We start from the raw sequence: 25,626 nt of genomic DNA, 5'->3' as shown, positions 1-25,626 counted from the left end.
GAACTATAGTTTAGCTTTAATTTGTCATGTCGAACGCAGCCGAGACATCTTGTGCGTCCTTTAGTTCATTTCAACCCTCCTGTCATTTCGAACAGAGTGAGAAATCTATTTCAGCCTATAGTTGATGCTCACAAGTTATAGTTTTATAGTTGACTCTGCTTGCTGCTGGATACAAGCCTTTTATTTCATAGCTACTATTCATCCTGGGAGCTCTAAAAGCCTATAGTTTTATAGTTTGTTTGGCTCCCTCCCAGGCCGGGAGGCCCCGTCTTCAGGCATCGCGCGGTGTACATTTCCTTTGCTCCTACCGTCGCAATGCCTTGCGGCACCGCAAATCTACAAGGCGCTCAACCCAAAGACTGAGATCAAACTCGATAGCTTATTCTTTGGCTATAGTTTACTTACTGTCTCTTGGTTAAAGCAGATCATCTTTTCTCGTGGTTGTAGATCCAAAGGGACAGGTCGCGACCTGTCCGCTCTTGGTTTGTAATTATGAAACTATAGTTTGAACTATCACAAAGTCAGAGTTCCCCTCCTTAGATAAGGAGGGGCAGGGGTGGTTGGACAAGCAGCAACCATAAAACTATAGCAGCGTCAACTATAGCAAGATCAAAAAGTCCCCCTTTGAAGGGGGCTGGGGGATGACAAAACGTAACTATGAAACTATAGCTGCTCCAACTATAGCAAAAAGCCCAAATCCTGTAAACCCATCAAATCTCCGTTATTATGCGGTTCAGACAGTCTACTTCTTCAGCGGGACATACACTACTTTTTTGGTATCGAAGAACTCTTCCGTAAAATAGTCGCTCAGGTTAAACTGCTTTGTAATCAACCCTGATTCGGCAATTTCTTCATCCAGGTCGCCGCCTTTTAAATAATACAGGCCTTCTATCGGGGAGCCGGTTTTCTTGAAGCTGTTCATGATCCAGGGCCAGAAGTTGGCTAAACGCGTTACGGCACGGCTCACAATAAAATCGTATTTATCACGCACCTGCTCGGCACGGGTGTGGCTGGCCGTCACGTTATGCAAATGCAGCTCGCGGGCAATCTCCTGCACCACGTGTATCTTTTTGCCAATGCTGTCTACCAAATGGAATTTCACATCCGGAAACATCACTGCCAGCGGCAGGCCCGGCAAACCACCGCCTGTGCCCACATCCATCACGGCTGTATGCTCCGGAAACTGTACCACTTTGGCAATGCCCAGCGAGTGTAGAATATGGTGCACGCCCAACTGGTCCATGTCCTTGCGCGAGATCACGTTTATCTTCTGGTTCCACTCCTGGTATAGTTCACCCATGTGCTCATATTTCTGAAGCTGGTCTTCGGTGAGTTCCGGAAAATAACCTGAAAGCAGGGTACGGATGGCGGTCATATTTTTGAATTACGAATTATGAATGATGAATGGAGCTATGTAGCAACAAAATACAAAGCTAATGCTACCAACCCAACTATAGCTACTACGGCTAAGGCCATAAAAACATCGAACAGCAGCATAAGCCCGGCGTTGCGGTAATGGCCTTCGTACTTTACGGCCAGTTCCTTTTCAATTTTACGTTTATCACGCAGGCGTAACTGCAGGTATAGTTTACCCGAACGTGCTAAGATAGTATCTGTTAAAGATCGGCGCATTGCTATAGTTTAATGCCAGTGTTCTGCGTCCGGCATTTCTCGCTTACTGCACAAAACAGCTGCAAAAGTATAAAATAACAACGGCATCAGCACTAAAACTATAAAGCCCCTGCTGCTTACGGGCAACAGGGGCTTTAACAATAATCAATAGTAACCTTAATTTTTATCTTTTAAAGCACGCTTGCTGATTCAACAATTAAATCAGGTGCTTCTTGTTCTTCACCATGTCATATAGCAATTCGCGGGCGCGGTGCAGCTGGGCTTTTACCGTGCCAAGCGGTGCGTTCAGTTCGGTGGCTATTTCTTCGTAGCTCAGCTCGTTAAAGTAGCGCAGCGTAACCAGGCGCTGATATTTTTCGGGCAGCTTGGCCACCACATACTGCATGATCTCGATCTTCTGGTTCTTGATTGCTTCTTCCTGCGGATTCAGGTTCTTATCCTTAAAGTCGATGGTTATCTCGTCGCCATTATCAATTTTAATGGCCGAGTCGATGCTCATGGTCTTGATGCGGTTCTTGCGGATAAAGTCGATACAGTTGTTGGTAGCGATACGGAACAGCCAGGTACTGAAGGCATATTCGGGGTTAAACTTGTGCAGGTTCCGGAAGGCTTTGGCAAAAGCTTCTATCGTCAGGTCTTCTGCATCGTCGGGGTTGCGCACCATTTTCAGTACCACGTGGTACACCGGCTTTTTATAGATACTCATCAGCTCGGCGTACGCTTTTTCGTCATTATCTTCAACGGCGGCTTGTATAAGCTTAAAGTCGTGTTTCGCTTTCGCTGAGAATTGTTTATTTACTTCCATCTGATTCTTTTAAACAGTAGTACAGATATACCAAGGAACAGGTAATTAAAAAAGTACACCAGGTCAAGTAATGGCAATAGAACTAAGGAGAGCTTGTCGTTTAGTCTGCGAGCTACTGATGCATACGCGGAGAACATAACTATGTACCGCAAACCGACTATAGCGGCTAATATAGCTAAATGACTATTAACGACAAGTAGAATGATGGCTAATACGTAAAAAAGTATGTTTGAGATTACGAATGCGCCAATTTTTCTTTTATCATTTGCCTTGTACTGCTTCCCGACTGAAAGATGCCTTCTTTTCTGCGTGATCCATTCCCGAAACGTCTTTTTGGGAATACTCCAGGTCTGTGCCTCTTTGTCTATAACAATATTTACGTTGCTATTGTTGACGGCATCTCTTACAAATAGGTCGTCGTCGCCGCCAGTTGTTTTGATATGGGAGGCAAACCCTTTGTTCCTAAAGAAACATGCTTTAGTATAAGATAAGTTTCGGCCTACACCCATGTAAGCCCGCCCTTTGTTTGCCTGAGACAAATACTGGATTGCGGTCAGTAATGTTTCATATCGGATAAGATGATTCAAAAATCCTTTTAATTGTGCATACGGAGAGTAGCCAAGTACCATATCAGCCCCTGTTACATAGCCGCTCTGCATCTTTTCTATCCATTTAGTACTAAACGGCCGGCAGTCGGCATCGGTAAAAAGCATGTGCTCGTATTTTGCCGCGCGTATACCCAGGGCCAGGGCATATTTTTTTGAGTTAAGGTACTCCGGGGTCTTTTTAACCGTTACCACCTTAAAATTCGGGAACTGCTTTTCGAGCTCGTAGAGGTAAAACTCCGTGTCGTCGTCAGAGCGGTCGTTTACCACCAGCACTTCAAACTCCGGGTACTCCTGGTCCAGCAGCATGGGCAGCAGCTCAAACAGGTTGTCCTGCTCGTTGTGGGCAGCCACAATTACCGATACCGGCACCTGTTTTGTTACTTCGGGGTCTTTGTGGCGGCTAAGCGGAAAGAAGTAAACTAGAGCAAAAAACAACTGCACCAGCACACAAACACCGAGCAGCCCTAAAAGTATAAGTGGAACCAATATCTCTGATTGTTAAATTGTTGGATTGTTGAATTGTTATCTGGCAAAAGTATTACAAAGGTTTCAACAATTTAACCATATAGCAATTCAACAATTTACTCTCAAAAATAGCTATTCTACGGGCATTTCCGAATGCTGTGGCTAATTAAAAATGTTTAAGGTTTGTACTGCACTTGTTCGTATCTTTGCCGCTTATTTCTATAAACTATAAATAACTGCTGATGAGGAGCTGAAACCTCCGGCAGTTGTCCGCTTAAAACGGGCTTTTAACTACTATATGCAGTTTACCTTACTCGCTACCGATACCCAATCCAAAGCACGCGCCGGCGTGGTGCAAACCGACCATGGCGCCATCGAAACGCCTATTTTTATGCCGGTGGGCACTGCTGGCAGCGTAAAAGCCGTGCACCAGCGCGAGCTGAAAGAAGATATTAAGGCGGAGATCATACTGGGGAACACCTACCACCTGTACCTGCGCCCCGGCCTGGATGTACTGGAAAAAGCAGGCGGCCTGCATAAATTCAATGGCTGGGACAGACCTATACTTACTGACAGTGGCGGTTACCAGGTTTTCTCGCTGGCCGGTACGCGCAAGATAAAAGAAGAAGGCGTAAAGTTTAAATCGCACATCGATGGCTCGTCGCTTGATTTTACACCGGAGAACGTAATGGATACGCAGCGCACCATTGGCGCCGACATTATTATGGCCTTTGATGAATGCACCCCCTACCCTTGCGACTATAGTTATGCCAAAAACTCGATGGAGCGCACGCACCGCTGGCTGCAACGCTGCGTGGACAGGTTTGACAGCACCGAACCAAAGTATGGCTACTCGCAAACGCTGTTCCCTATAGTTCAGGGCAGTACTTATAAAGACCTGCGCATAAAGTCTGCGGAGACTATAGCCAGCTTTGGACGCGAAGGAAATGCCATAGGCGGTTTATCGGTGGGTGAGCCGGCCGAGATGATGTACGAAATGACCGAAGTAGTGTGCGACATACTGCCAAAGGACAAGCCACGTTACCTGATGGGCGTGGGTACGCCGGCCAATATTTTAGAGAACATTGCGCTGGGCGTAGATATGTTTGACTGCGTACTGCCAACCCGTAATGCCCGTAATGGCATGCTTTTTACGACACAAGGAGTCATCAACATCCGGAATAAGAAATGGGCCGATGACTTCAGCCCGATTGATGCGGAACTGGGTGGCTATGTAAGTACGTTTTACACCAAGGCTTATCTGCGCCACCTGATCCACAGCACCGAATACCTGGCCGGCCAGATTGCCAGCGTGCATAACCTTACTTTCTATTTGTGGTTAGTAAAACAGGCACGCCAGCAAATACTAAACGGCACCTTCCGCGACTGGAAAGACGTGATGGTGAAAAAATTAATGACCAGATTATAATTAGAAATTAGAAATTATGAATTAGAAATTATTTTTTGGATTGTACTCTGAGCACTTTGCCATTTTTAATTTCTAATTTTTAATTCATAATTAAGCGAAGCGTGAAAATACTCGACTGGTATATACTGAAGAAGTTCCTGAGCACATTTGTGTTTGCGGTGCTGATCCTGGTGGCCATTATCCTGGTGATCGACTTTACCGAAAAGAACGATGACTTCATCCAGAACAATGTGGCCGTGTCGGAGATCATTTTTGATTACTACATCAACCTGATCCCGTTCTATGCCAACATGCTCAGCCCGATTACGGTGTTCATTGCCACCGTTTTTGTTACAGCAAAACTGGCGTCACACACCGAAATTGTGGCTATGCTGAGCAGTGGTATCAGCTTCAGAAGGCTGTTGGTGCCTTATGTTGTTGGCGCTACACTTATCGGTGCTGTAATCTTCGGCCTGATCGGCTGGGTTATCCCGAATGCAAACAAAAAGAGTGTGGCCTTCCAGGTAAAGTATGTAAAAAGCCCTTATACCTACGACAGCCGCAATATCCATATCAAAATAGCCCCCAACGCTTATGTGTTTATGGAGAGCTATAACAACAACGCCCACATCGGCTACAACTTTGCCCTGGAAGAAATAGAAGGTACTACCCTTAAAAGCAAGATCACCTCGAACAGCGTAACCTGGGACGAAAGCGCCGGCAAATGGCATATGGACTTTTATACCCTGCGCACTTTTGACGGCGAGAAAGAGACCATCCTAAAAGGCCAGGACCTGGACACAACCCTGAACATGTTGCCCAAGGATTTTGAAAGCACCTACAAACTGGAGCAGACACTAACCTTGCCCGAACTCAACAGCCTGATCGATGAAAAAAGACAGCGCGGTGCCGATGATATTGAGCTTTACCTGGTAGAGAAGTACGAGCGCTTCAGTTACCCGTTTGCCATTATCATCCTTACTGTGATCGGGGTAATTGTGAGTGCCCGCAAAGCCCGTGGCGGTGTGGGTGTACAGATCGCGCTGGGGTTCTTCCTGGCCTTCGTGTTTATTATTTTCGTGATCACCAGCCGAAGCCTGGCACAGGTAGGTGATATTCCGCCACAAATTGCCGCCTGGATACCAACTATAGTTTTCAGCGGTATCGGCTTTTTACTTTATCGTTATATTCCGCGCTAATGCCACGCTTAAAAGATTTTTTAGAACTCCACTTTGTAATTCTGCTGTGGGGCTTTACGGCCATACTTGGCAAACTCATTACCATTCCGGCTGTTGAGCTGGTTGCGATCAGAACATTTTTTGCAGCACTGGCACTGGGCGTCATCATTTATAAGACCAAAGCGGTTTTCTGGATGGGACGTGCCACGGCGCTGAAACTGCTGGGTGTTGGTGTACTGATAGCGGCTCACTGGATCCTGTTCTTTGCCGCGGCGCGCGTAGCGTCTGTTTCTATCTGCCTGATCGGGATGGCAACGTGTAGCCTGTGGACCTCTTTCCTGGAACCGTTCTTTACAAAGAAAAAGATAAAGCCATACGAGGTTTTCCTGGCGCTGCTGATCATTCTTGGCCTGTACATCATCTTCCGCAACGAAACTGATTTCAGCAGCATGCTGGGGTTAACGATGGCTATCGGATCGGCGTTCCTGGCTTCCATTTTTACTATTATCAATGCAGCTCTGGTAAAAAAGATACCCTCTACCACCATTACCTGCTACGAAATGGGCGGGGCCTTTTTAGCTACGGTGCTGTTCTTTCCGATATACACCTTGTACTTTGTGGAGAGCGGCCAGCTGAACTTTAACATGGTGCCGATGGATGTGGTATACATGGCCGTGCTGATCCTGGCCTGTACCGTGTATGCCTATACCGCCGGTGTCCGCCTCATGCAACGTATCTCGGCCTACACCATGAACCTGACCGTGAACCTGGAGCCTGTGTACGGCATCATTATGGCCATCTTTATATTTAATGAGAGCAGCCAGCTGTCATCGGAATTCTATATTGGTGCGGCCATTATCCTGATCAGCGTTTTTATTTACCCGGTGATAAACTCGTTTGCCGAGCGCCGCAACAAGCTAAAGCAGGCCTTTCCAGATGAGGTAGTGCTTCGGAAAGATTAATTCCGGGGCATCGCCTTTAAAGATACCGTAAACCGCCGAGCCGGAACCTGTCATGGAGGCGTACAAAGCGCCTGCTTCGTACAGGTTTGCCTTCAGGTTGGCCAGTTCGGGGTATTTCGGGAACAGCGACTTTTCAAAATCATTTACCAACAGCTCGCGCCATAGTTTCATGTCCTGTTGCAGGATCATCTCGATGGAGCTGTCCGGCTTTTCGGGGGTAACGCCGCCGTAGGCTTCGGCGGTGGTGATGTGGATGCCCGGGTAAACAATCACACAACTATAGCCGCTTAAATCTATAGTTGCCGGGATGAAAACATCGCCGCGTTCTATGGCTATTACCGGTTTGTTCTCTACAAAAAAGGCACAGTCGCTGCCCAGCTGGCGGGCGTAGTTTTGCAGGGCTTCTACGGGTAAGTTCAGGTCGAAAAGTTTGTTGAGGGTGCGCAACACAAAAGCAGCATCAGAAGAGCCTCCTCCCAGCCCTGCCCCCATCGGAATTACCTTGTGCAGGTGCATGTGCACCGGTGGCAGGTTGTGCTCTTTATGCAGCAACTGATAGGCTTTCAGGCACAGGTTGGTTTCGGGGTTGCCGGGCACTGGCAGGCCACTCATTGTAAAATTATTCTCTGTAGCAGGCAAAATTTCCAGCGCATCGCACCACTGCACCGGGTAAAAGCACGACGCCAGGTTATGAAAGCCATCCGGCCTTTTCTCGATGATCTGTAAGCCTAAATTTATTTTTGCGTTCGGGAAATCAAGCATTGGTATAAGGATAGTTGCTGCAAGTAAGCAAATAACGGGCTTTATCGGTAGTTGTTCGGTATAGTTTTATAGTTGCGCCCTGCCCATTAAACACCGCGCCTCAAGTAAACATACTGAAAACGATATACGTACTGATGAGCTGCACACATATTGCAACTATAAACTTCCTGAAAAGCTATGCCGGTAAAGCCCAGAATTTGGTTATCTGCTGGTTTCTTATGCTTTTCCAACTATAACCTGCTGTATGTTCTTCAAAAACTTTTGCTTATTTGTATAGCCTAAACCCTCTATCTTCCCACATGAAGCAAATACTCTACAGACCGGGACGAATATTCTTATCGGTGCCGCACATGGGCGGGCACGAACGCAATTATGTGCAGAAGGCGCTGGAAGATAACTGGGTGAGCACCAAAGGCCCCAATGTACCCGGGTTTGAGCACGACATCTGCCAGCACACCAATGCCCAGCATGCGGTAGCCCTAAGCTCCGGCACAGCGGCCCTGCATTTAGCCTTACGGGTACTTGGCGTACAGCCCGGCGACGAAGTGATCTGCTCCACATTTACCTTTGTGGCATCGGCTAACCCGATACTATATGTTGGCGCCACCCCTGTTTTTGTGGACAGCGAGCCCGAGACCTGGAACATGGATCCCGTATTGCTGGAAGAAGCGATAAAGGGAACTATAGCCCGCGGTAAAAAGCCAGCCTGCATCTTGCTGGTGCACCTGTACGGCATGCCGGCAAAGCTGAAGGAGATTATGGAAGTGGCAAACCGCTACGAGATACCTGTGCTGGAAGATGCTGCCGAAGCCCTTGGCTCGCGCTATAGTGGTCATCAGGTAGGTACCTTTGGCAAGGTTGGGGTTTTCTCTTTTAACGGCAACAAGATCGTCACCACGTCCGGGGGCGGGGCGTTGATAACGGCCGATGAAGAACTGGCAAAGCAGGCAGAGTTTCTGGCTAACCAGGCCAAAGAACCGGCACCGTATTACCTTCACTCGCAGCTGGGCTACAACTATATGCTGAGCAACGTAAGCGCCGGCATCGGCCGCGGGCAGCTGGAAGTACTAGAGAAAAGAGTAAAACAGCGCCGCGAGATCTATAGTTACTACCAGAGCCAGTTGCAGGAAATAGAAGGAATTGAGTTTCTGCCGGAGCCTAAAACTTGCTTTACCAACCGCTGGCTCAGCACCTTGCTTTTACCGGAAGGCGTGTCGCCGGAAAGGATGCGCCAGGCCCTGGAGCATGAAAACATAGAGAGCCGCCAGGTGTGGAAACCCATGCACCAGCAACCTTTATTTTCAGGCTATAGTTACTACGGCAACGGCACCAGCGACCGTTTGTTTGAGCGCGGCCTGTGCCTGCCCAGCACCAGCAGCTTAACCGATGAAGACCTGGACAAAGTAGTAAGAACCCTGAAACAGGAGCTGGAATAAACTATAGCTATAGTTTACTTAACCCACGCTCCAGGTCCACCAGCAGTTCTTCCGGCTCTTCAATCCCTACGGACAAGCGGATAACGCCTGCGGTAATGCCTATTTTCTGCTGTTGCTCTTTGCTGAGCGAGCGGTGAGAGGTACCCAATGGGTAAGAAACAGAGGTACTCACACCAGCCAGCGACGGCGCAAACGGAATGTGCTCCAGCCCGCGCATAAACCTGTTCACAGCCTCGGCATCGTCTTTTATCCGGAAGCTCATCATGCCGCCAAACATCCCGTTGCCCTGCTCATAAGCCAGTTTGTGTTGCGGGTACGCCGCCAGCCCTGGGTACCACACCTGTGCTACCTTTTCGTGTGAAGCCAGGAATTCAGCTATCGTTTGGGCATTGCTGCAATGCTGTTTCATGCGCAGGCGAAGTGTTTTAAGGCCGCGGGCAGCCAGCCAGCTCTCAAACGGGCTCAGGTTCAGGCCATAGGTCAGCATTACTTTCTGCACGCGCTGCAGGTCTTCTTTGGTATTACATATCACCACACCCGCCGTCACATCGCTGTGCCCCGAGAGGTATTTGGTCACACTATGGATCACAATATCGGCACCCAGGCTGAGCGGTTTGGTAAGTACAGGCGTGGCAAAGGTATTATCGATTACAAGTTTGATCTTATGTTTTGCGGTCTGTTCCGAGAGGCGTTTCAGATCGAAGACCAGCAGTAGCGGGTTGCTCATGGTTTCGGCCAGAAACAGGCGCGTATTGGGCTGCACCAGCGCATCGAAACTATAGGTATCCGCGGAAGGCACATACGTAACACTTATCCCGATACGGCTCAGCTCCTGCGTCAGCAGCGCCGACGAGCCCCCGTAAATTTCTTCGGCACACAGCACATGGTCACCGGCTTTGCAAACAGCCAGAATAGCTGCCAGTATAGCCGACATTCCCGATGAAGTAACTATAGCGCCGGCACCGCCTTCCAGTTTGTGCACTTCGCTGGCCAGCTCATCCGAGTTGGGGTTAGCGTAGCGGCTGTACATGTAGCGTTGCCCCGGCTGTTCAAAATATAGTTCCAGTTCGTTCAGGTCATCAAACGTAAAAACAGAAGTCTGGTAGATCGGGGTAGATTTTGGTGTGATTTGAGGCATAAAACGGGAATTAACGGCGCTAAAACTAAGCACAATTTCGTATATTGCAATGTACGTATACTCTTTCGAAACCTTATTACTTTTTTAAGGTTCTGGTTTCATAAAAGCACGCAGCTGCTTCCTTTATTATTTCTTCTATCGTTCAGATCAACGCGTATGGTTATAAGCACAGAATTAGTTCTCCTCAGTATTGCCATTCTTTTTTTCTTAAGCATTTTAGCCGGTAAAGCCGGTTACAAGTTCGGGGTCCCTGCCTTGCTGTTATTCCTGTCGGTGGGTATGCTGAGTGGCAGCGACGGCCTTGGCCTTGAATTCGAAAATATACAGTTAGCCCAGATCATTGGTACGGTGGCCCTGTGCATTATCCTGTTTTCGGGCGGTATGGATACCAAACTATCCGAGATAAGACCGGTGATCGGGCCGGGTGTGGTGCTGGCAACTATAGGCGTACTCCTCACTGCCCTGCTGACAGGCCTGCTAAGTTGGTGGGTGCTGGGGCTAACCATGGAATCTGCAGGAATAGGGCTGGCAACGGCGCTGCTACTGGCTTCTACCATGTCTTCCACCGACTCGGCTTCGGTATTCTCTATTCTTCGTTCCAAAGGCCTGCACCTCAAACACAACCTCCGACCCATGCTGGAGCTGGAAAGCGGCAGTAACGACCCCATGGCCTACATCCTGACCATTACACTGATCGAGATCGTGAAAATGGAATCGGAACCCAACTACCTGGCCGCTGCCGGTATGTTGGTAATGCAGCTCGTTATCGGGGCGGTAGCTGGTTACGCACTGGGCAAACTGGCTGTCAAGATCATTAACCGGGTTCAAATCGATAACAGTTCGCTTTATCCTATCCTGGTTTTCACGTTCTGTATCTTTATTTTTTCGGCCACATATTTTATCCAGGGCAACGGTTACCTGGCCGTGTACATTGGCGGTCTGGTTATCGGTAACTCCAAGTTTGTACACAAGCGCTCATCGCTTAACTTTTTCGATGGCATGGCCTGGATGAGCCAGCTCCTGATGTTCCTGACGCTTGGTTTGCTGGTTAACCCGAGAGAGCTTGTTCCTATCATTGTTCCGGGCCTTATCATCAGTTTCCTGATGATCTTTATAACACGCCCTATCAGTGTTTTCCTGTGTACACTGCCTTTCAAGAGCATGACCTTTAAGGACAGGACCTTTGTTTCGTGGGTAGGCCTCCGGGGTGCTGTTCCGATCATTTTTGCTATTCTGCCACTCGCTGCCGATGTGCCTCATGCGCGGCTTATCTTTAATATCGTTTTCTTCTGTACCCTGGTATCGCTGGTGGTGCAGGGAACTTCGCTCTCTAAAATGGCTGTCTGGCTCGGCCTGAGCGAGCAACCTGATTCACTCAAAAAGCCTGAAGACTTTGACGTGGAATTCTCGGATGAGATAAAATCTGTGATGACGGAGCTGAATATAACAGAACATGCGCTGCAGTCGGGTAATAAACTGATGAACCTGCCCCTGCCCGAAAAGACACTGGCAGTAATGGTGAAACGTAACGGCAAGTATTTTGTACCGGGCGGTAAAACAGAGCTCGCCCTGGACGATAAGCTGCTGATCATTACCGACGACCACGAAGCGCTGATGCAGACCATGAAGAACCTTGGCCTGAAAACGAACAACTCCTAACGCTATCGTCCGGAACTATAGTTTTTTATGGTTCCGGACGATAGTCTGTTATCTTCTGTGCACTGAATAAAGCAAGCTATAGTTGATTTGCGTATGCGGAGTATGCCTATGCCAGATACACCGGAAACCAATTACCAGACACTCACTATCCGTGACGTATACGAGGAAGTAGCGGGTGTAAAAGTATTCACGTTTCATGAAATGGTGCCTTACAAGGCAGGGCAACATCTTACCTTACTGCATCACGGTCCCCATGGCGAAATCAGGCGCTCCTACTCTATTACTTCTTCGCCGGTGTTGCCGGAGCCGCTTGCCATTGGCGTAAAACGGATAGAGAATGGTTTTTATTCGCGGCAGCTGGTAGACCATGCCCGGCCGGGCGATACGCTGCAAACCACCGGCGCCGGCGGCCTGTTTACTTTGCCAGCTGATATCCTGAACTATAAGCAGATCTTTTTTCTGGCTGCCGGAAGTGGCATTACACCTATCTTCTCGCTGCTCAAAACTGCACTGCACGCTTTCCCGCACCTGCATGTGGTGGTGCTCTACAGCAACAGATCACCGGAGCAAACCATGTTCCTGCAGCCGCTTCAGCAACTGGCCGCTGACTTTCCGGAGCGCTTACACATCGAGTTCATTTTCAGCAACTCGCCAGACCTGGGCCGGGCGCGCCTGCATAAGGAACTGCTCCAATCCTATGTAGACCAACTGGCCATAGCACCTTACCACCAGCTGCTCTTTTACCTCTGCGGCCCGCTAAACTATATGCGGCTAACATCTTTTGCGCTGCGGCAACACGGCATCCCCGCTGATAATATCCGAAGAGAGATCTTTCATGTTGATAAAACGCCGTCGCCGAAAATTGTCCCACCCGATATCGATGCCCACCAGGTATTGTTAAAGGTAAATGGCAGGCAGCACGCTGTTGAAACCAAATTCCCGCTCACTATTCTGCAGAGTGCCAGGCAGGCTGGTATCACATTGCCCTATAGTTGCGATGCCGGTAAGTGCGGCAGCTGCGTAGCCCGCGTACTGAAAGGCGAAGTGTGGATGTCGTATAACGAAGTGCTGACGGAACGCGACCTGAAACAGGGCCTTGTGCTTACCTGTGTTGGCTACCCGGTTGGCGGCGATGCGGAATTGGAGATACTATAAACTATAGCTGCGCAACTATAGCTGGCAAGTCCCCGGGCCTTTACTTTTAATTGCCAGTTTCGTTTAAGGTTTTACAGGATTCCTACAGCACCACTAAACCTAAAACTATGGCAAAATCAGCAACCGATTTAGTTAAAGAAGCTAAACAGAACATCGAAAACCTGACACCGGAACAGGTACAACAGGAGCTTAAAAATGGAAATGCTACACTGATAGACATCCGGGAGAGCGAAGAACTACAGCAAAATGGCAAATACCCGGATCTGTGCATGCACCGCGGGGCATGATGGAGTTTTACGCAGACAATACGCTACCTTACCACAAACCCGAATTTGACAAGAACAAACGACTGATCCTGCACTGCGCTTCCGGCGGCCGCTCTGCCCTGGCCACAAACACACTGAAGCAGATGGGTTACAACAACGTAGCGCACCTCGATGGCGGCTTTAAAGGCTGGAAAGAAGCAGGCTACCCGGTGACCGAATAACTATAGCCCACTACCTGTAACTATAACTATAGCTTTGCCCGACTCCAGAGCAACTATAGCTTGGGCACAGGGGTTGAATTTGCGCAACTATAAACTATAGGAAAGTATCTCCAACTATAGTTCAGTAGCTGCCTTATAGCCCTATAATCCCGCATTCGGAACAGCTGTAACTATAGCAATCCGTATAAATAAAAACGCCTCCTGCAGATCAGTGCAGGAGGCGTTTTGCTATTTTGTAAATAGGATCTTGTTACTCGATCACAGATTCGGCAAGTACAATGATCTTGTTGTTCAGTACTTCTACCACACCGCCATCCACGGTAAAGAACTCCTGTCCTTTTTTGGTAGTTACCCGGATTCTGCCTCTTTCCATGGTGCTGATAAGAGGAGCGTGCGAGTCCAGCACTTCGAAAGAACCATTGGCTCCCGGAAACTGAGCTGCATCTACCTCACCGGCAAAAACCTTTTTATCTGGTGTGATTATCTCTAAATACATCTTGTTCAGTTATCAGTTAACAATTAACAGTGACCAGATTTTACTTACTGATCACTGCTAACTGTTTCTTGAATTTATTTTGCTTCAGCAAGCATTTTCTCACCTTTCGCTACTGCATCTTCAATAGTACCTACAAGGTTGAAGGCAGCCTCTGGCAGGTGGTCATACTTACCGTCCATGATCTCGTTAAAGCCTTTGATGGTGTCTTTGATATCAACCAGTACACCTTTAAGGCCTGTAAACTGCTCTGCTACGTGGAACGGCTGAGACAGGAAGCGCTGCACACGGCGTGCTCTGTGTACAACCAGTTTATCTTCGTCAGACAGTTCGTCCATACCAAGGATGGCGATGATGTCCTGAAGTTCTTTGTAACGCTGCAGAATCTCCTTAACGCGCTGTGCTGTGTTGTAGTGCTCATCGCCCAGAACGTCAGCAGACAGGATGCGAGAAGTTGAGTCAAGAGGGTCTACCGCTGGGTAGATACCAAGCTCAGCAATTTTACGGGAAAGTACTGTAGTTGCATCCAGGTGAGCGAAAGTTGTCGCCGGAGCAGGGTCAGTCAAGTCATCCGCAGGTACGTAAACCGCCTGCACCGATGTAATGGAACCACGCTTGGTTGACGTGATACGCTCCTGCATGGCACCCATTTCAGTTGCCAGCGTTGGCTGGTAACCTACCGCTGATGGCATACGACCAAGAAGAGCCGATACCTCAGAACCTGCCTGCGTAAAGCGGAAGATGTTGTCGATGAAGAAAAGGATATCACGACCAGCGCCTGAGCCATCACCATCACGGAAGTTTTCCGCTACTGTAAGACCAGCAAGTGCCACACGTGCACGTGCCCCTGGCGGCTCGTTCATCTGACCGAACACCAGCGTAGCCTGCGACTTCGCCAGTTCGTCCATGTCAACTTTAGTAAGGTCCCAACCACCTTCTTCCATCGAGTGCTTGAACTCATCACCATATTTAATAACGCCAGATTCGATCATCTCGCGCAGTAGGTCATTACCTTCACGGGTACGCTCACCAACACCGGCAAATACAGAAAGACCTGCATATGCTTTCGCGATGTTGTTGATCAGCTCCATGATCAATACTGTTTTACCCACACCGGCACCACCGAACAAACCAATTTTACCACCTTTTACATAAGGCTCTAACAGGTCGATTACTTTGATACCAGTATAAAGCACTTCAGAAGAAGTAGCCAGATCTTCGAAACGCGGAGCGGCTCTGTGGATTGGCAGACCGCCATCGCTTACAGGCTGCGAAATACCGTCAATGGCCTCGCCGATTACGTTGAAAAGACGGCCCTTGATGCCTTCGCCTGTCGGCATTTTGATAGGAGTACCCAGGTCAAGCACTTCCACACCACGGGTAAGACCTTCGGTAGAGTCCATCGCAATGGTACGTACGCGGTCTTCGCCAAGGTGCTGCTGACACTCCAGGATAATTACCTGGCCGTTGTCTTTCGTCACTTGAAGGGCATCCAAAATATTTGGTAGCTTAGAGTTTTCACCCGCAAAGCTAACGTCCACCACCGGACCGATAACCTGGGTAATTCTGCCAATATTTGCCATTTGACTTTTTATATTGATTAACTGTTGTAACGGAGTTATTTCAGGGTGCAAAACTAATGTATAAATCTATTAAATCCATGTAACACCTCAAAAACTTTTAACTTACTCAGCGCCAACCAACAGAGGTTAAATAAAAACAGCCCTGCCAGGCGGTTGTTTTGGCAGGGCTGTTCCCGTTATTTATAGGTTTACATGGTGTTACACATCAATGCGCAGCACCCAGCGGCCGGGCTCGGTTACGGTAAACCGCACTTCGCGGTCATACACCACAGAACCCATCGTATTTACTGATCTGAATTTAAAGATTCCTTCAAAAGGCAGGGTTACGTTCTCGAAACTCTGGAAATTGCTCAGCGACATGGTAGAGCCGCTGCTGCCGGTCATCTGCAGGTCCTGCAGGTTGTGCAGGGGCATTCCCGAGTCTGTTACAATTACCTCAATTATATTGCCTTCACCATGTTTTTTCACCAAAGAAGCGCTTTTCACATTGCGCTTCATCAGCACCTTGGATGTTTTAACGTCTGCTTTGCCGGATACTTTCCGCTTCTTTTTCTTTTTTTCAGTGGCCTGCGTGGTGGTATCCTGCAGCTGCACTATGTAAGTGCCTGAGGTGTGAATGGTTACCGGTGGCTTCTGCGGAGCAGGTGCCAGGCTGAATCCTGCGGCTGCCAGCAACAGGAAAGGCAATACATAACCTGTGTTCATAGAGATAGTTATAACTATAGGTATATCTTTTATTAAAGTTAACGCTTCTCAGAACAACTATCAATAGCAAGCCAACTCCTGCTACAAATTTTTCAGTAGCTCTATCTGCTCATCGTTCAGCAGGATATACCTGTTGTTGAACGGGTTGGCATAAAACTTTTCAGCAATTACATACTCGCCGGTTTTTAGCTTGTGTATGTTGTAACTGAACAAACTATTGGACCGCTCAATTACCAGTTCCGTCATACGTAGGTCAAGCTGGCGGCCACAGGTAGTCGTGATCATTTCCTGGTTTGAAGTTGTTGTCGGCATAAGGTTAAGGGATAAGGGTTTCTTCTTTACGAAACTGTTAGCAGTTGGTGACACCCGAAACGAATAATTCCGGATTTTTTCCGGCAACATCCCGGCCGGGCCGCCTGCTTTGCTGTAATTGGAGTGCTGTAACCGGTGTTATCCGCAAATTCATTCTTTTTGCTGTGCTCTTAATGTTTAAGTTCCTACTTTTGCTAATCCGTTACATCAACCCAGACAAAACGTGGAAAATCAACTGACAACAGTCGAAACTGCTCAGAAGCTTGGCCTTCTGGAGGAAGAATTTGAAAAGATCAAACAGATACTGGGCCGCACGCCCAACTTCACCGAGTTAAGTATCTTCTCCGTCATGTGGTCGGAGCACTGCTCTTACAAAAACTCAATTGTCTGGCTAAAAACGCTGCCAAAAGACTCGCCCCGCATGCTGGCTAAAGCTGGCGAAGAGAATGCCGGCCTGGTAGACATTGGCGACGGATATGCCTGCAGCTTCAAGATCGAATCGCATAACCACCCATCTGCCATAGAGCCTTACCAGGGCGCCGCAACCGGTGTAGGTGGTATTAACAGAGATATCTTTACGATGGGTGCCCGCCCGATTGCGCAGCTCAACTCGCTGCGTTTCGGTAACCCGCACTCCGAGAAAACAAAAGGCCTGCTGCGCGGTGTGGTAAAAGGTATCAGCCACTATGGCAATGCCTTTGGTATACCTACCGTAGGTGGCGAGCTCTTCTTTGACGATTGCTACAACATCAACCCGCTGGTAAATGCGTTCTCGGCAGGTATCGTTAAAGTTGGCGAAACGGCTTCGGCAACCTCTTACGGCGTAGGAAACCCGGTATTTATAGTTGGTTCGGCCACCGGTAAAGACGGTATCCACGGTGCTGCTTTCGCATCTAAAGACATTAACGAAGATTCTGCCAAAGACCTTCCATCTGTTCAGGTAGGTGATCCGTTCCAGGAAAAACTTCTGTTGGAAGCTACCCTGGAGATCATTAAATCCGGACACGTGATTGGTATGCAGGACATGGGTGCCGCCGGCATTACCTGCTCTACTTCTGAAATGAGCGCCAAGGGTGAGCATGGCATGGATATCTGGCTGGATAAGGTGCCAACCCGCCAGGCCAATATGGTTCCTTTTGAGATATTGCTATCCGAAAGCCAGGAGCGCATGCTTATAGTTATGAAGAAAGGCTACGAGCAAACCATAAAGGACATCTGCGACAAGTGGGACCTGTATTGCGAGCAAATTGGCGTTGTAACCGAAGGCGGCATGCTGCGCTACTACATGAACGGCGAACTGGCAGCAGAAGTACCTGCCAACGACCTGGTATTAGGTGGCGGCGCGCCGGTTTACCACCGCGAGTACCGCGAGCCAGCCTACTTTGCCGAAACCAAGAAATTTAACATAGACCAGGTTGAAGAACCGGAAGACCTGCAGGCTGTGGCCGAATTCCTGACCACACACCCGAATATTGCCTCCAAGCGCTGGGTTTACCGCCAGTACGACTCTATGGTGGGCACAGCCACTACTACAACCAACGCCCCTGCCGATGCAGCTATAGTTAAGGTTAAAGGTACCGACAAATCGATAGCTGTAGTGGTAGACTGCAACAGCCGCTACGTGTACGCCGACCCGGAAGAAGGAACCGCCATAGCCGTAGCCGAAGCTGCCCGAAACATCGTTTGCTCGGGTGCCGAGCCGGTAGCTATTACCAACTGCCTGAACTTTGGTAACCCGTATGTGCCGGAAGTATACTGGCATTTTGTGGGTGCTATTAAAGGTATGGGCAAAGCGTGTACGGCATTTGGCACACCGGTAACAGGCGGTAACGTAAGTTTCTACAACCAGTCATCCGACGAGGGCCCGGTTTTCCCGACGCCAACTATAGGCATGCTGGGTATACTGGAAGACAAGAACAATAAAATGACGCTGGCTTTCCAGAACGCCGGTGATCTTATTTATATGATCGGCGATGCGCAGAACGACATTGCCTCTTCGGAGTACCTGTACTCTTACCACAACGTGAAGCTCTCTCCTGCTCCACACTTTAACATGGACGAAGAGCTGAAGGTACAGGCTGCCACCAGAGAAGTGATCGCAAACAAGCTCATCAACTCAGCACACGATGTGGCGGACGGTGGTTTATACATCGCCCTGCTGGAGTCGGCCATGCCAAAAGAACTGGGTTTTGATGTGGAGACAGATAAAAATTTCAGAAAAGACGCATTTTTATTTGGCGAAGCACAGAGCCGCGTAGTTGTTTCTGTTTCGCCGGAAAAGCAGGCCGCATTTGAAAGTGCTGTTAAAAATAACGGCGTGAATTTCACGAAATTAGGTACTGTAACAGCGCACGACTGCCACGTGGATGGCGAACTTTTTGGTGGCATTACAGTGGCCAAAAAACACTATGACACTGCGCTGGAGCAGATTTTAGACTAACTTTTTTGATTTTTTTTGAACTAAAAGTTTGCAGTTTAAAATCGTCTCTCTATCTTTGCATCACTGAACGACAAAGGGGCTTCCACTCTGAAATCAAGTAGGTAGCTTGTCCGATGGTGTAACTGGCAACACGTCTGATTTTGGTTCAGAAGAGTCCAGGTTCGAAACCTGGTCGGACAACTTAAAAAGCCCTTAGCAAACGCTGAGGGCTTTTTTGTTTTAAGGCCGATCTATAGTTTACTCCTGAATTTGCCTGCCTGCATTCTACGGTCCCTATCTGCCCAAAACTATAGTTCCTGTCGCTTTCAGCACGCTGTTCAAACCAATACTGATTTTAGCTACTTGTCTCTTTCTCCCGAAAACATACATGACCAATTTGCTGTTACACAGAAACGATGTGATAAAAGCGTATGCGGAGTCAGGCAAGTGGCGGGAAGTTTTACAAACTATAGATTAGCCTACCCGGCGCAAACTATAAGCACCTCTGCATAGCCAGCCTGTATTTTGCGCAGCAGCTTGGGCATCACGTAAACAAAACAACAATAACAACATCACCATGAGTCAGTCATTCTATAATTTATCAGCTAAAACACTACAAGGCAAAGAAGTGACTATGGACCAGTTTGCGGGCAAGGCCGTGCTGGTTGTAAATACGGCGTCGCAGTGCGGGCTGACACCGCAGTTTGAAGGGCTGGAACACCTGTACAAAAAGTATCAGGATAAAGGCCTGGTAGTACTTGGTTTCCCGTGTAACCAGTTTGGCAACCAGGAGCCCGGCGATGAAAAGTCAATTGCGGAAGGCTGCGTGATCAACTATGGCGTAACGTTCCCGATGTTTGCCAAAGTAGATGTAAACGGCGACAATGCTCACCCTGTCTTTAAATACCTGAAAAGCGAACTGAAAGGTTTGTTAGGCACCGGCCGCGTAAAGTGGAACTTCACGAAATTTCTGGTTGGCAAGGACGGAAAACCATTAAAGCGCTTCTCGCCTACCACCAAACCCGAGAAGATAGAAAAGTACCTGGAGACTGTGCTATAGTTTACAACACCTGCTGCTCTACTATTTAGTTTTGCGGCAGGCTATAGTTATAAAAAATTCAGCCCCTATACTTACAGATGAAATATAGGGGCTGACTTATATTAAAAGCAAACTATAGTATCCTGTAACCAAACAGCACTGAGAAAGACTTAACCATTTCAATCTCCCAGGTGCCATCATCTACTACCTTTTTGTCGATGTGGTAAATTACCTCCAGGCTCATTCTTTTTTTGTTAGCATAGCCTATGCCTGCAGCATAACTGGCTTTCTGAAAAAAACTCTGATCAGTCAGATCCGGGTATGATTTGAAACCTTCTGCTTCGTAAACATCAGAATCGTCTATGATAGAATTAAAACTCATAGCGCCTTTCACAAATATCCTGTTTCCGCTGCCTGTTGTATGGGCGTATTTAAAACCGAATGGCACAGAAAAGTGTGTATAGTTTACACTGATCGTTCCGGCATCAGACTTTATATTCTGATGTCTCTTGTATTCGCCTTCTACATCCTGCTTATGCCATTGTATACCCGGCTCTACAAAGAAAGACCAGCTTTTATTGTAGAAAGGGAAAACATATTCAGCCTCTACTGCTATCTGAGGAGATAGCGTTCTGCCGGTACCGCTGTTAAACTCACTTTCGTAATATACCGTCAGGATCTTATAATAGTAGGTCATTTTGGTGCTGGAAGTGTTAATTCCTACTTTAGGTGTAAGCCTGAACTCCCCTTTTTGTCTCCGGTCGCTATAGTTGGTTACCTCGGAGTTAATACAGGCATTATAATCCATAAACAGTTTCAGAAGTGCCCGCTCCTGGTAGCTTGTTTTGTTCAGCCGGTCTGCCGAAATGGCCTCGCACGACAGCATCATAGCAAGTTGGTTCTGAAACATTTTGTTCTCCCCAAGCAGGTTTTCGGCTTCAAAATACTTTTTATAAATAAGCTGCTCTACCTTTTTCCCGGGCATGCCTGCAAAGAATCTTTCAAAACCATCGGCCTCATAATACCCATACAAGCTGGCCTTGCCTTCTACCAGTAATCTCAGAAAACGGGCTTCTTTGTTAAAATAAGGCTCCCGGAAGTTGGTAAGGTGTTCAATATCGTTGCTGGACCGATCTATCTCTACCTCGAAGCGTTTGTATTTATGTACCGTATTTAAAATTTCAAATTCCTGCACATCGTTTATAGTTGCTATTTCAGTCTGTCCATCCTCTGTTAACCTGTATTCGAAGTTAGACGGGTTTATACGCTTGTCGTAGTTCCTGATGAAGCACTCTACTCTGTTGCCCGCGTTATCAATAAAATAGCCTGGCACAAAAGCGCTTTGTGCAAAAGCAGTCGCACTAAACACAAGGAGTAGTGCCAAAAGGTAAATCTGTTTCATGTAAAAAATTGGCTAAAAGTAAAATTATAGGTTGTTGTGATGGATTACAGATGGGCAACTATAGCTGTTTTATGTACCGCTGCAATTTTATTTTGTAAGATATATAGATGATTATATATTCTGAAATTACAGTGAAATATTTTATGGTGAGCATACAAAAACACCTCTTCAACCAGCAGATTTAACTTGGTAATATAGAGCTACCTAAACAAGTTATTTCGTAGCTTTGCAGGCATAGTTAACCTAAACCCATTTTAGCATTCTCAAAACTATGCCCCTTGTAAAGATCTTCTCCGGCTCCCAGTCACGCTACTTAGCTGAGAAAATTGCTGCTGCTTACGGCACAACACTCGGCGACCTTACTATTTCCCGTTTCAGCGATGGCGAAATAGGTGTTCACTACAACGAGTCGGTGCGCGGTGCCGAAGTGTTTATAGTTCTCTCCACGTTTCCGCCGGCCGATAACCTGATGGAACTGATGCTGCTGGTTGACGCAGCCAAACGCGCCTCGGCACACAAGGTAATTGTGGTTATGCCTTACTACGGCTATGCCCGCCAGGACCGTAAGGACAAGCCGCGTGTTTCGATCGGCGCAAAAGTACTGGCCAATGCCATACAAAGCTGTGGTGCCGACCGCCTGATGACCTGCGACCTGCACGCCGGCCAGATCCAGGGCTTCTTCGACATTCCGGTAGACCATCTGGATGGTTCTGCTATTTTTGTGCCTTACCTGCGCAGCCTGAACCTGGGTTCCGACCTGATCTTCGCATCGCCGGACGTTGGAGGTGTGGTAAGAACAAGAGCTTTTGCCAAGAACTTCGGTGCTGAAATGGTAGTGTGCGACAAGCACCGTAAACGTGCCAACGAGATCGCCTCGATGCAGGTGATCGGTGATGTGGAAGGCATGGACGTGGTGCTGGTTGACGACATGGTAGATACCGCCGGAACTATAACCAAAGCTGCCGAACTGCTGAAAGAGAAAGGTGCCAAATCTGTAAGAGCCATCGCCACGCACCCTGTGTTATCGGGCCCGGCTTACGAGCGCATCGAAAACTCTGTGCTGGAAGAACTGGTAGTTTCCGACACTATTCCGCTACGCCAGCAGTGCTCCAAGATCAAGGTACTTACCTTCTCCGAGCTGTTTGCCCGCGCCATCAACAACGTAGTAACACACGAGTCTATCAGTTCGCTGTTTATCTAATTGATTGCTGATTGTTAGTTGTTAATTGTTGTTTTCAATGATTAACAACTAACTATCAGCACAAGAAATAATATTAATAGGGTTAAAGGTACTTTTGAAGCCGATTTTATAGTTGATTGCACTTTATCAGAAAAAAACAATCAACAATTCAACAATCAACAATTAAATCCCTACCTTTGTGGCTCGAAAAAATTTAACAAATTCATTTTATGAAAACTTTAGAGATTATAGGGTTTAAAAGAGCAAATCTCGGCAAAGCGCAGACGAAAGAACTGCGTAATGAGTCTTATGTACCAGGTGTACTTTATGGCGGTGCTGAGCAAGTTCATTTCTATGCACCAGTTATCCTGTTCAGAGACTTAATTTATTCTCCGGAAGTATACGAAGTAGATCTGAATATTGAAGGCACACACTACAGAGCTGTTCTGCAGGATGCACAGTTCCACCCGGTAAACGAAATGCTGTTGCACGTTGACCTGCTGGAGCTACAGGATGATAAGCCAGTTAAAATGGAAATTCCTGTTAAAATGGTTGGTAACTCTCCAGGTGTAATGGTAGGTGGTAAACTTGTTACAAAGCTGCGTAAGCTTAAAGTAAAAGCACTTCCTGCTAACCTTCCAGATTATATCGAAGTTGATATCTCTGAACTGGAACTTGGTAAGTCTATCAAAGTTGGCAAGATCAACACTGGTGGTAACTACGAGATCCTGACTAACGCGCTTGCTCCGGTTGCTACAGTAACTATCCCACGTGCCCTGAAGAGTGCACAGATGGAAGAAGCCCGCGCTGGCAAGAAATAAGCAGCAAACGCTACTTTATAGTACAAGATCCTGTCCTGCTGCAAGCAGGGCAGGATTTTTTATTTAAATTTGGCTAGATATTAGAATTCAGATACTAGATATCAGACTATCAAAGATTCATAATAGCTACTTGATTTCTTTTGTAACATTAAGTCTATTATCTAATATCTATAGTCTAACATCTTAATAGAATGCTGAACACGTTGAAACAATGGCTGGGGCTGACACCCAAAGCTCCCGCCCTACCCGAAGATACAAGCATGAAATACCTTATAGTTGGTTTAGGAAACATTGGCCCCGAATATGCCGAAACCCGCCACAACATCGGCTTTATGGTGCTGGATTACCTGGCAAAAAAACACGATGCTACGTTCGATACCGGCCGCCACTCCTTTGTAACTGAAATAAAAACCAAGGGCCGCACCTTTGTGCTGGTGAAGCCAACCACGTACATGAACCTGAGCGGCAAAGCCGTAGGCCACTGGCTAAGTAGTCTTAAACTACAGCCGGATCAAATGATGGTGATCACCGATGATATAGCTTTACCTTTCGGAAAGATCCGCATCCGTACTAAAGGCAGCGCCGGCGGCCACAACGGCTTGAAACACATCGAGCAGACACTGGGGCACAACAATTACCCGCGCCTGCGCTTTGGGGTGGGTGATGCTTTCCATAAAGGCAAACAGGTAGATTATGTACTAAGCAAGTTCAGCGACGACGAGCAGGCTGAACTACAGACCCTGATCGAAAAGTCTGCAGAAGCGGTTGTGTCTTTTGGCACGATCGGGCTGGAGCGCACCATGAATTTCTACAACACAAAATAATGGCAGCAACACGGGTACAAGAGGCACCGGCCAGAGTTACATCGCTTGACTATGTCAGGGGCCTGGCTGCTTTTGGTATCCTGTTATACCATTTCCAGAGCTGGACGTTGGGCCACATGGAAGCCGAAACGTTCTGGGGGCGTATTGGCTTGTACGGCGTTGCCATCTTTTATGTACTGAGCGGGCTCACCCTGTACCATGTTTACGAAGCGCGTTTGCAGCCCAGCAAAGCCGGGTTAATAGACTTCTACCTGAAACGGGTTTTCCGGCTGTTCCCGTTGCTCTGGCTGATTATGCCTGTTTACCTTATCATCCTGCCCGAGCTCCGCGAATGGGACCGCATCCTGCTTAACTTTACTGGTTTGTTCGGGTTTGTGGCCTGGGATAAATCTATTGGTACAGGTGTCTGGTCTATCGGAAACGAGATGGTTTTTTACCTGTTCTTCCCGATTTTCCTGTTCTCGGCCAGGTATAGCCGGTTAGCTTTTGCTATAGTTTGTTTGGCTATAGTTGCTATAGGTGCATACTTTGCATTTTATAAGATAGACGATGCCGTGCCACTCGCAGCGCATTGGCGTGACTATGTAAATCCGTTTAACCAGATCTTTCTGTTTTTAGGTGGTGTGGCTATCGGGTATCTAACCAAATACAGGTCGTTGCCTGCCGTGCCATTAACTATAGTTTTAGTGCTGGCTATAGTTGTGTTTGCGTTTTATCCGGCATCGGGCAACACAGTAGTATTGGTTACAGATTGGGAGCGCTTTATTTTTGCCGGTACCTGTCTGGCTGTTTGCTTTGCCATGTACAAGCTGCCGGTTACGCTGCCAACTATAGTTCATGTGCCGCTGCATACCTTAGGCGAGATCAGTTATGCGGTTTACCTGCTTCACCCGCTTGTTTACGAAGTTGTAAAATTTGCCGGCAAAAAACTCCACTTCTCCCCGTGGGTTACCATCATAGTGGCTATTGTATTAACCCTTATTCTTAGCCAGTTGGTGTATCGTTATTACGAGCAGCGCTTCATCCGGCTGGGGCAAAAAGTAAGCAAAGCCATTACAGCGCGTCTCTCCTGATAGTACTTCTATAGTTAAAGCCTCGCCCTCTGCAACTATAGTTATTTATTTACAGCAACACGCTTTTGTAGTTTCTGTTG

25 protein-coding genes and 1 tRNA gene are annotated in these 25,626 nt (G+C 47.7%); 15 read left to right on the top strand and 11 right to left on the bottom strand.

Going from position 1 to position 25,626, the window contains the following annotated elements:
* Nucleotides 1-742: 742 nt before the first annotated feature.
* The 4 genes from rsmG to H7F15_RS08470 form a co-directional block, all read right to left on the bottom strand.
* Nucleotides 743-1,375, bottom strand: a complete 633-nt coding sequence (rsmG, locus tag H7F15_RS08485) for a 16S rRNA (guanine(527)-N(7))-methyltransferase RsmG (RefSeq protein ID WP_185196538.1) — start codon at nt 1,373-1,375, stop codon at nt 743-745.
* Nucleotides 1,376-1,410: 35 nt separating this feature from the next.
* Nucleotides 1,411-1,632 (bottom strand): hypothetical protein, encoded by a 222-nt coding sequence (locus tag H7F15_RS08480; protein WP_185196537.1) that lies wholly within the window; start codon nt 1,630-1,632, stop codon nt 1,411-1,413.
* 196 nt (nt 1,633-1,828) lie between these two features.
* Nucleotides 1,829-2,437: an RNA polymerase sigma factor gene (locus H7F15_RS08475; RefSeq protein ID WP_163915552.1), complete on the bottom strand. Its 609-nt coding sequence runs from the start codon at nt 2,435-2,437 to the stop codon at nt 1,829-1,831.
* Nucleotides 2,428-3,531 carry a glycosyltransferase gene (locus H7F15_RS08470; RefSeq protein ID WP_185196536.1) on the bottom strand — a complete coding sequence of 368 codons (1,104 nt, stop codon included), beginning with the start codon at nt 3,529-3,531 and terminating at the stop codon, nt 2,428-2,430. Before H7F15_RS08470 ends, H7F15_RS08475 begins: the two co-directional genes overlap by 10 nt.
* A gap of 277 nt (nt 3,532-3,808) precedes the next feature.
* On the opposite strand from H7F15_RS08470, the gene tgt reads away from it, so the two are divergent.
* The 3 genes from tgt (at nt 3,809) to H7F15_RS08455 (ending at nt 7,058) form a co-directional block, all read left to right on the top strand.
* The gene (gene tgt / locus H7F15_RS08465) at nt 3,809-4,939 is read left to right on the top strand and encodes a tRNA guanosine(34) transglycosylase Tgt (RefSeq protein WP_185196535.1); all 1,131 of its coding nucleotides are present in this window, start codon (nt 3,809-3,811) and stop codon (nt 4,937-4,939) included.
* A gap of 101 nt (nt 4,940-5,040) precedes the next feature.
* Entirely contained in the window at nt 5,041-6,117 is a 1,077-nt protein-coding gene (locus H7F15_RS08460; RefSeq protein WP_185196534.1) for an LptF/LptG family permease, read from the top strand.
* Complete coding sequence (locus H7F15_RS08455; protein WP_185196533.1) at nt 6,117-7,058, top strand: DMT family transporter; 942 nt, start codon at nt 6,117-6,119, stop codon at nt 7,056-7,058. Before H7F15_RS08460 ends, H7F15_RS08455 begins: the two co-directional genes overlap by 1 nt.
* On the opposite strand, the gene ispE is transcribed toward H7F15_RS08455, so the two are convergent.
* The gene (gene ispE, locus H7F15_RS08450) at nt 7,014-7,820 is read right to left on the bottom strand and encodes a 4-(cytidine 5'-diphospho)-2-C-methyl-D-erythritol kinase (RefSeq protein WP_185196532.1); all 807 of its coding nucleotides are present in this window, start codon (nt 7,818-7,820) and stop codon (nt 7,014-7,016) included. The two genes, H7F15_RS08455 and ispE, sit on opposite strands and share 45 nt — an antisense overlap.
* Before the next feature lie 299 nt (nt 7,821-8,119).
* Between ispE and H7F15_RS08445 the strand changes: the two genes are divergently transcribed.
* Nucleotides 8,120-9,256: a DegT/DnrJ/EryC1/StrS aminotransferase family protein gene (locus tag H7F15_RS08445; protein ID WP_185196531.1), complete on the top strand. Its 1,137-nt coding sequence runs from the start codon at nt 8,120-8,122 to the stop codon at nt 9,254-9,256.
* A 7-nt stretch (nt 9,257-9,263) separates the two neighbouring features.
* Here the strand turns inward: H7F15_RS08445 and H7F15_RS08440 are convergent, their stop codons facing one another.
* Complete coding sequence (locus tag H7F15_RS08440) at nt 9,264-10,394, bottom strand: PLP-dependent aspartate aminotransferase family protein (protein WP_185196530.1); 1,131 nt, start codon at nt 10,392-10,394, stop codon at nt 9,264-9,266.
* 156 nt (nt 10,395-10,550) lie between these two features.
* Here H7F15_RS08440 and H7F15_RS08435 point away from each other — a divergent pair, with 156 nt between their 5' ends.
* The 4 genes from H7F15_RS08435 to H7F15_RS19320 all read left to right on the top strand — a co-directional run bounded on the left by H7F15_RS08435 (nt 10,551) and on the right by H7F15_RS19320 (nt 13,695).
* Nucleotides 10,551-12,053 (top strand): potassium/proton antiporter, encoded by a 1,503-nt coding sequence (locus H7F15_RS08435; RefSeq protein ID WP_185196529.1) that lies wholly within the window; start codon nt 10,551-10,553, stop codon nt 12,051-12,053.
* 108 nt (nt 12,054-12,161) lie between these two features.
* The gene (locus H7F15_RS08430; protein WP_255481150.1) at nt 12,162-13,208 is read left to right on the top strand and encodes a ferredoxin--NADP reductase; all 1,047 of its coding nucleotides are present in this window, start codon (nt 12,162-12,164) and stop codon (nt 13,206-13,208) included.
* 107 nt (nt 13,209-13,315) lie between these two features.
* Nucleotides 13,316-13,495 carry a hypothetical protein gene (locus H7F15_RS19325; RefSeq protein WP_221627019.1) on the top strand — a complete coding sequence of 60 codons (180 nt, stop codon included), beginning with the start codon at nt 13,316-13,318 and terminating at the stop codon, nt 13,493-13,495.
* Complete coding sequence (locus H7F15_RS19320; protein WP_255481149.1) at nt 13,492-13,695, top strand: rhodanese-like domain-containing protein; 204 nt, start codon at nt 13,492-13,494, stop codon at nt 13,693-13,695. Before H7F15_RS19325 ends, H7F15_RS19320 begins: the two co-directional genes overlap by 4 nt.
* 250 nt (nt 13,696-13,945) lie before the next feature.
* On the opposite strand, the gene atpC is transcribed toward H7F15_RS19320, so the two are convergent.
* The 4 genes from atpC to H7F15_RS08405 form a co-directional block, all read right to left on the bottom strand.
* Entirely contained in the window at nt 13,946-14,191 is a 246-nt protein-coding gene (atpC, locus tag H7F15_RS08420) for an ATP synthase F1 subunit epsilon (RefSeq protein WP_185196527.1), read from the bottom strand.
* Between the two features lie 74 nt (nt 14,192-14,265).
* Nucleotides 14,266-15,771, bottom strand: coding sequence for a F0F1 ATP synthase subunit beta (gene atpD / locus H7F15_RS08415; protein WP_185196526.1), 1,506 nt, complete (start codon nt 15,769-15,771; stop codon nt 14,266-14,268).
* Nucleotides 15,772-15,969: 198 nt separating this feature from the next.
* Nucleotides 15,970-16,476: a hypothetical protein gene (locus tag H7F15_RS08410; RefSeq protein ID WP_185196525.1), complete on the bottom strand. Its 507-nt coding sequence runs from the start codon at nt 16,474-16,476 to the stop codon at nt 15,970-15,972.
* 81 nt (nt 16,477-16,557) lie between these two features.
* Entirely contained in the window at nt 16,558-16,788 is a 231-nt protein-coding gene (locus H7F15_RS08405; RefSeq protein ID WP_185196524.1) for a hypothetical protein, read from the bottom strand.
* A 223-nt stretch (nt 16,789-17,011) separates the two neighbouring features.
* Between H7F15_RS08405 and purL the strand changes: the two genes are divergently transcribed.
* From purL to H7F15_RS08390, 3 genes are all read left to right on the top strand, one after another.
* Nucleotides 17,012-19,228, top strand: coding sequence for a phosphoribosylformylglycinamidine synthase subunit PurL (gene purL, locus H7F15_RS08400; RefSeq protein ID WP_185196523.1), 2,217 nt, complete (start codon nt 17,012-17,014; stop codon nt 19,226-19,228).
* A gap of 107 nt (nt 19,229-19,335) precedes the next feature.
* Nucleotides 19,336-19,408: transfer RNA gene (locus H7F15_RS08395), tRNA-Gln, on the top strand.
* 376 nt (nt 19,409-19,784) lie between these two features.
* Nucleotides 19,785-20,267, top strand: a complete 483-nt coding sequence (locus H7F15_RS08390) for a glutathione peroxidase (protein WP_185196522.1) — start codon at nt 19,785-19,787, stop codon at nt 20,265-20,267.
* 112 nt (nt 20,268-20,379) lie between these two features.
* On the opposite strand, the gene H7F15_RS08385 is transcribed toward H7F15_RS08390, so the two are convergent.
* Nucleotides 20,380-21,648, bottom strand: a complete 1,269-nt coding sequence (locus tag H7F15_RS08385) for a hypothetical protein (protein WP_185196521.1) — start codon at nt 21,646-21,648, stop codon at nt 20,380-20,382.
* A 271-nt stretch (nt 21,649-21,919) separates the two neighbouring features.
* On the opposite strand from H7F15_RS08385, the gene H7F15_RS08380 reads away from it, so the two are divergent.
* From H7F15_RS08380 to H7F15_RS08365, 4 genes are all read left to right on the top strand, one after another.
* Nucleotides 21,920-22,849, top strand: coding sequence for a ribose-phosphate pyrophosphokinase (locus H7F15_RS08380; RefSeq protein WP_185196520.1), 930 nt, complete (start codon nt 21,920-21,922; stop codon nt 22,847-22,849).
* 209 nt (nt 22,850-23,058) lie between these two features.
* Nucleotides 23,059-23,649, top strand: coding sequence for a 50S ribosomal protein L25/general stress protein Ctc (locus tag H7F15_RS08375; protein WP_185196519.1), 591 nt, complete (start codon nt 23,059-23,061; stop codon nt 23,647-23,649).
* A gap of 260 nt (nt 23,650-23,909) precedes the next feature.
* Nucleotides 23,910-24,473, top strand: coding sequence for an aminoacyl-tRNA hydrolase (gene pth, locus H7F15_RS08370; RefSeq protein WP_185196669.1), 564 nt, complete (start codon nt 23,910-23,912; stop codon nt 24,471-24,473).
* A complete protein-coding gene (locus H7F15_RS08365) occupies nt 24,473-25,546 on the top strand; it encodes an acyltransferase (protein ID WP_185196518.1) in 1,074 nt (357 codons plus the stop codon). The genes pth and H7F15_RS08365 overlap by 1 nt, the downstream gene beginning before the upstream one ends.
* The last annotated feature ends 80 nt before the right edge of the window (nt 25,547-25,626 follow it).

Origin of the sequence: Pontibacter sp. Tf4 (genome assembly GCF_014212495.1) — a bacterium.
In the GTDB taxonomy this organism is placed as follows: domain Bacteria; phylum Bacteroidota; class Bacteroidia; order Cytophagales; family Hymenobacteraceae; genus Pontibacter.
The sequence above is the reverse complement of the archived record's forward strand: the minus strand, read 5'-3'. Positions and strand labels throughout refer to the sequence as shown.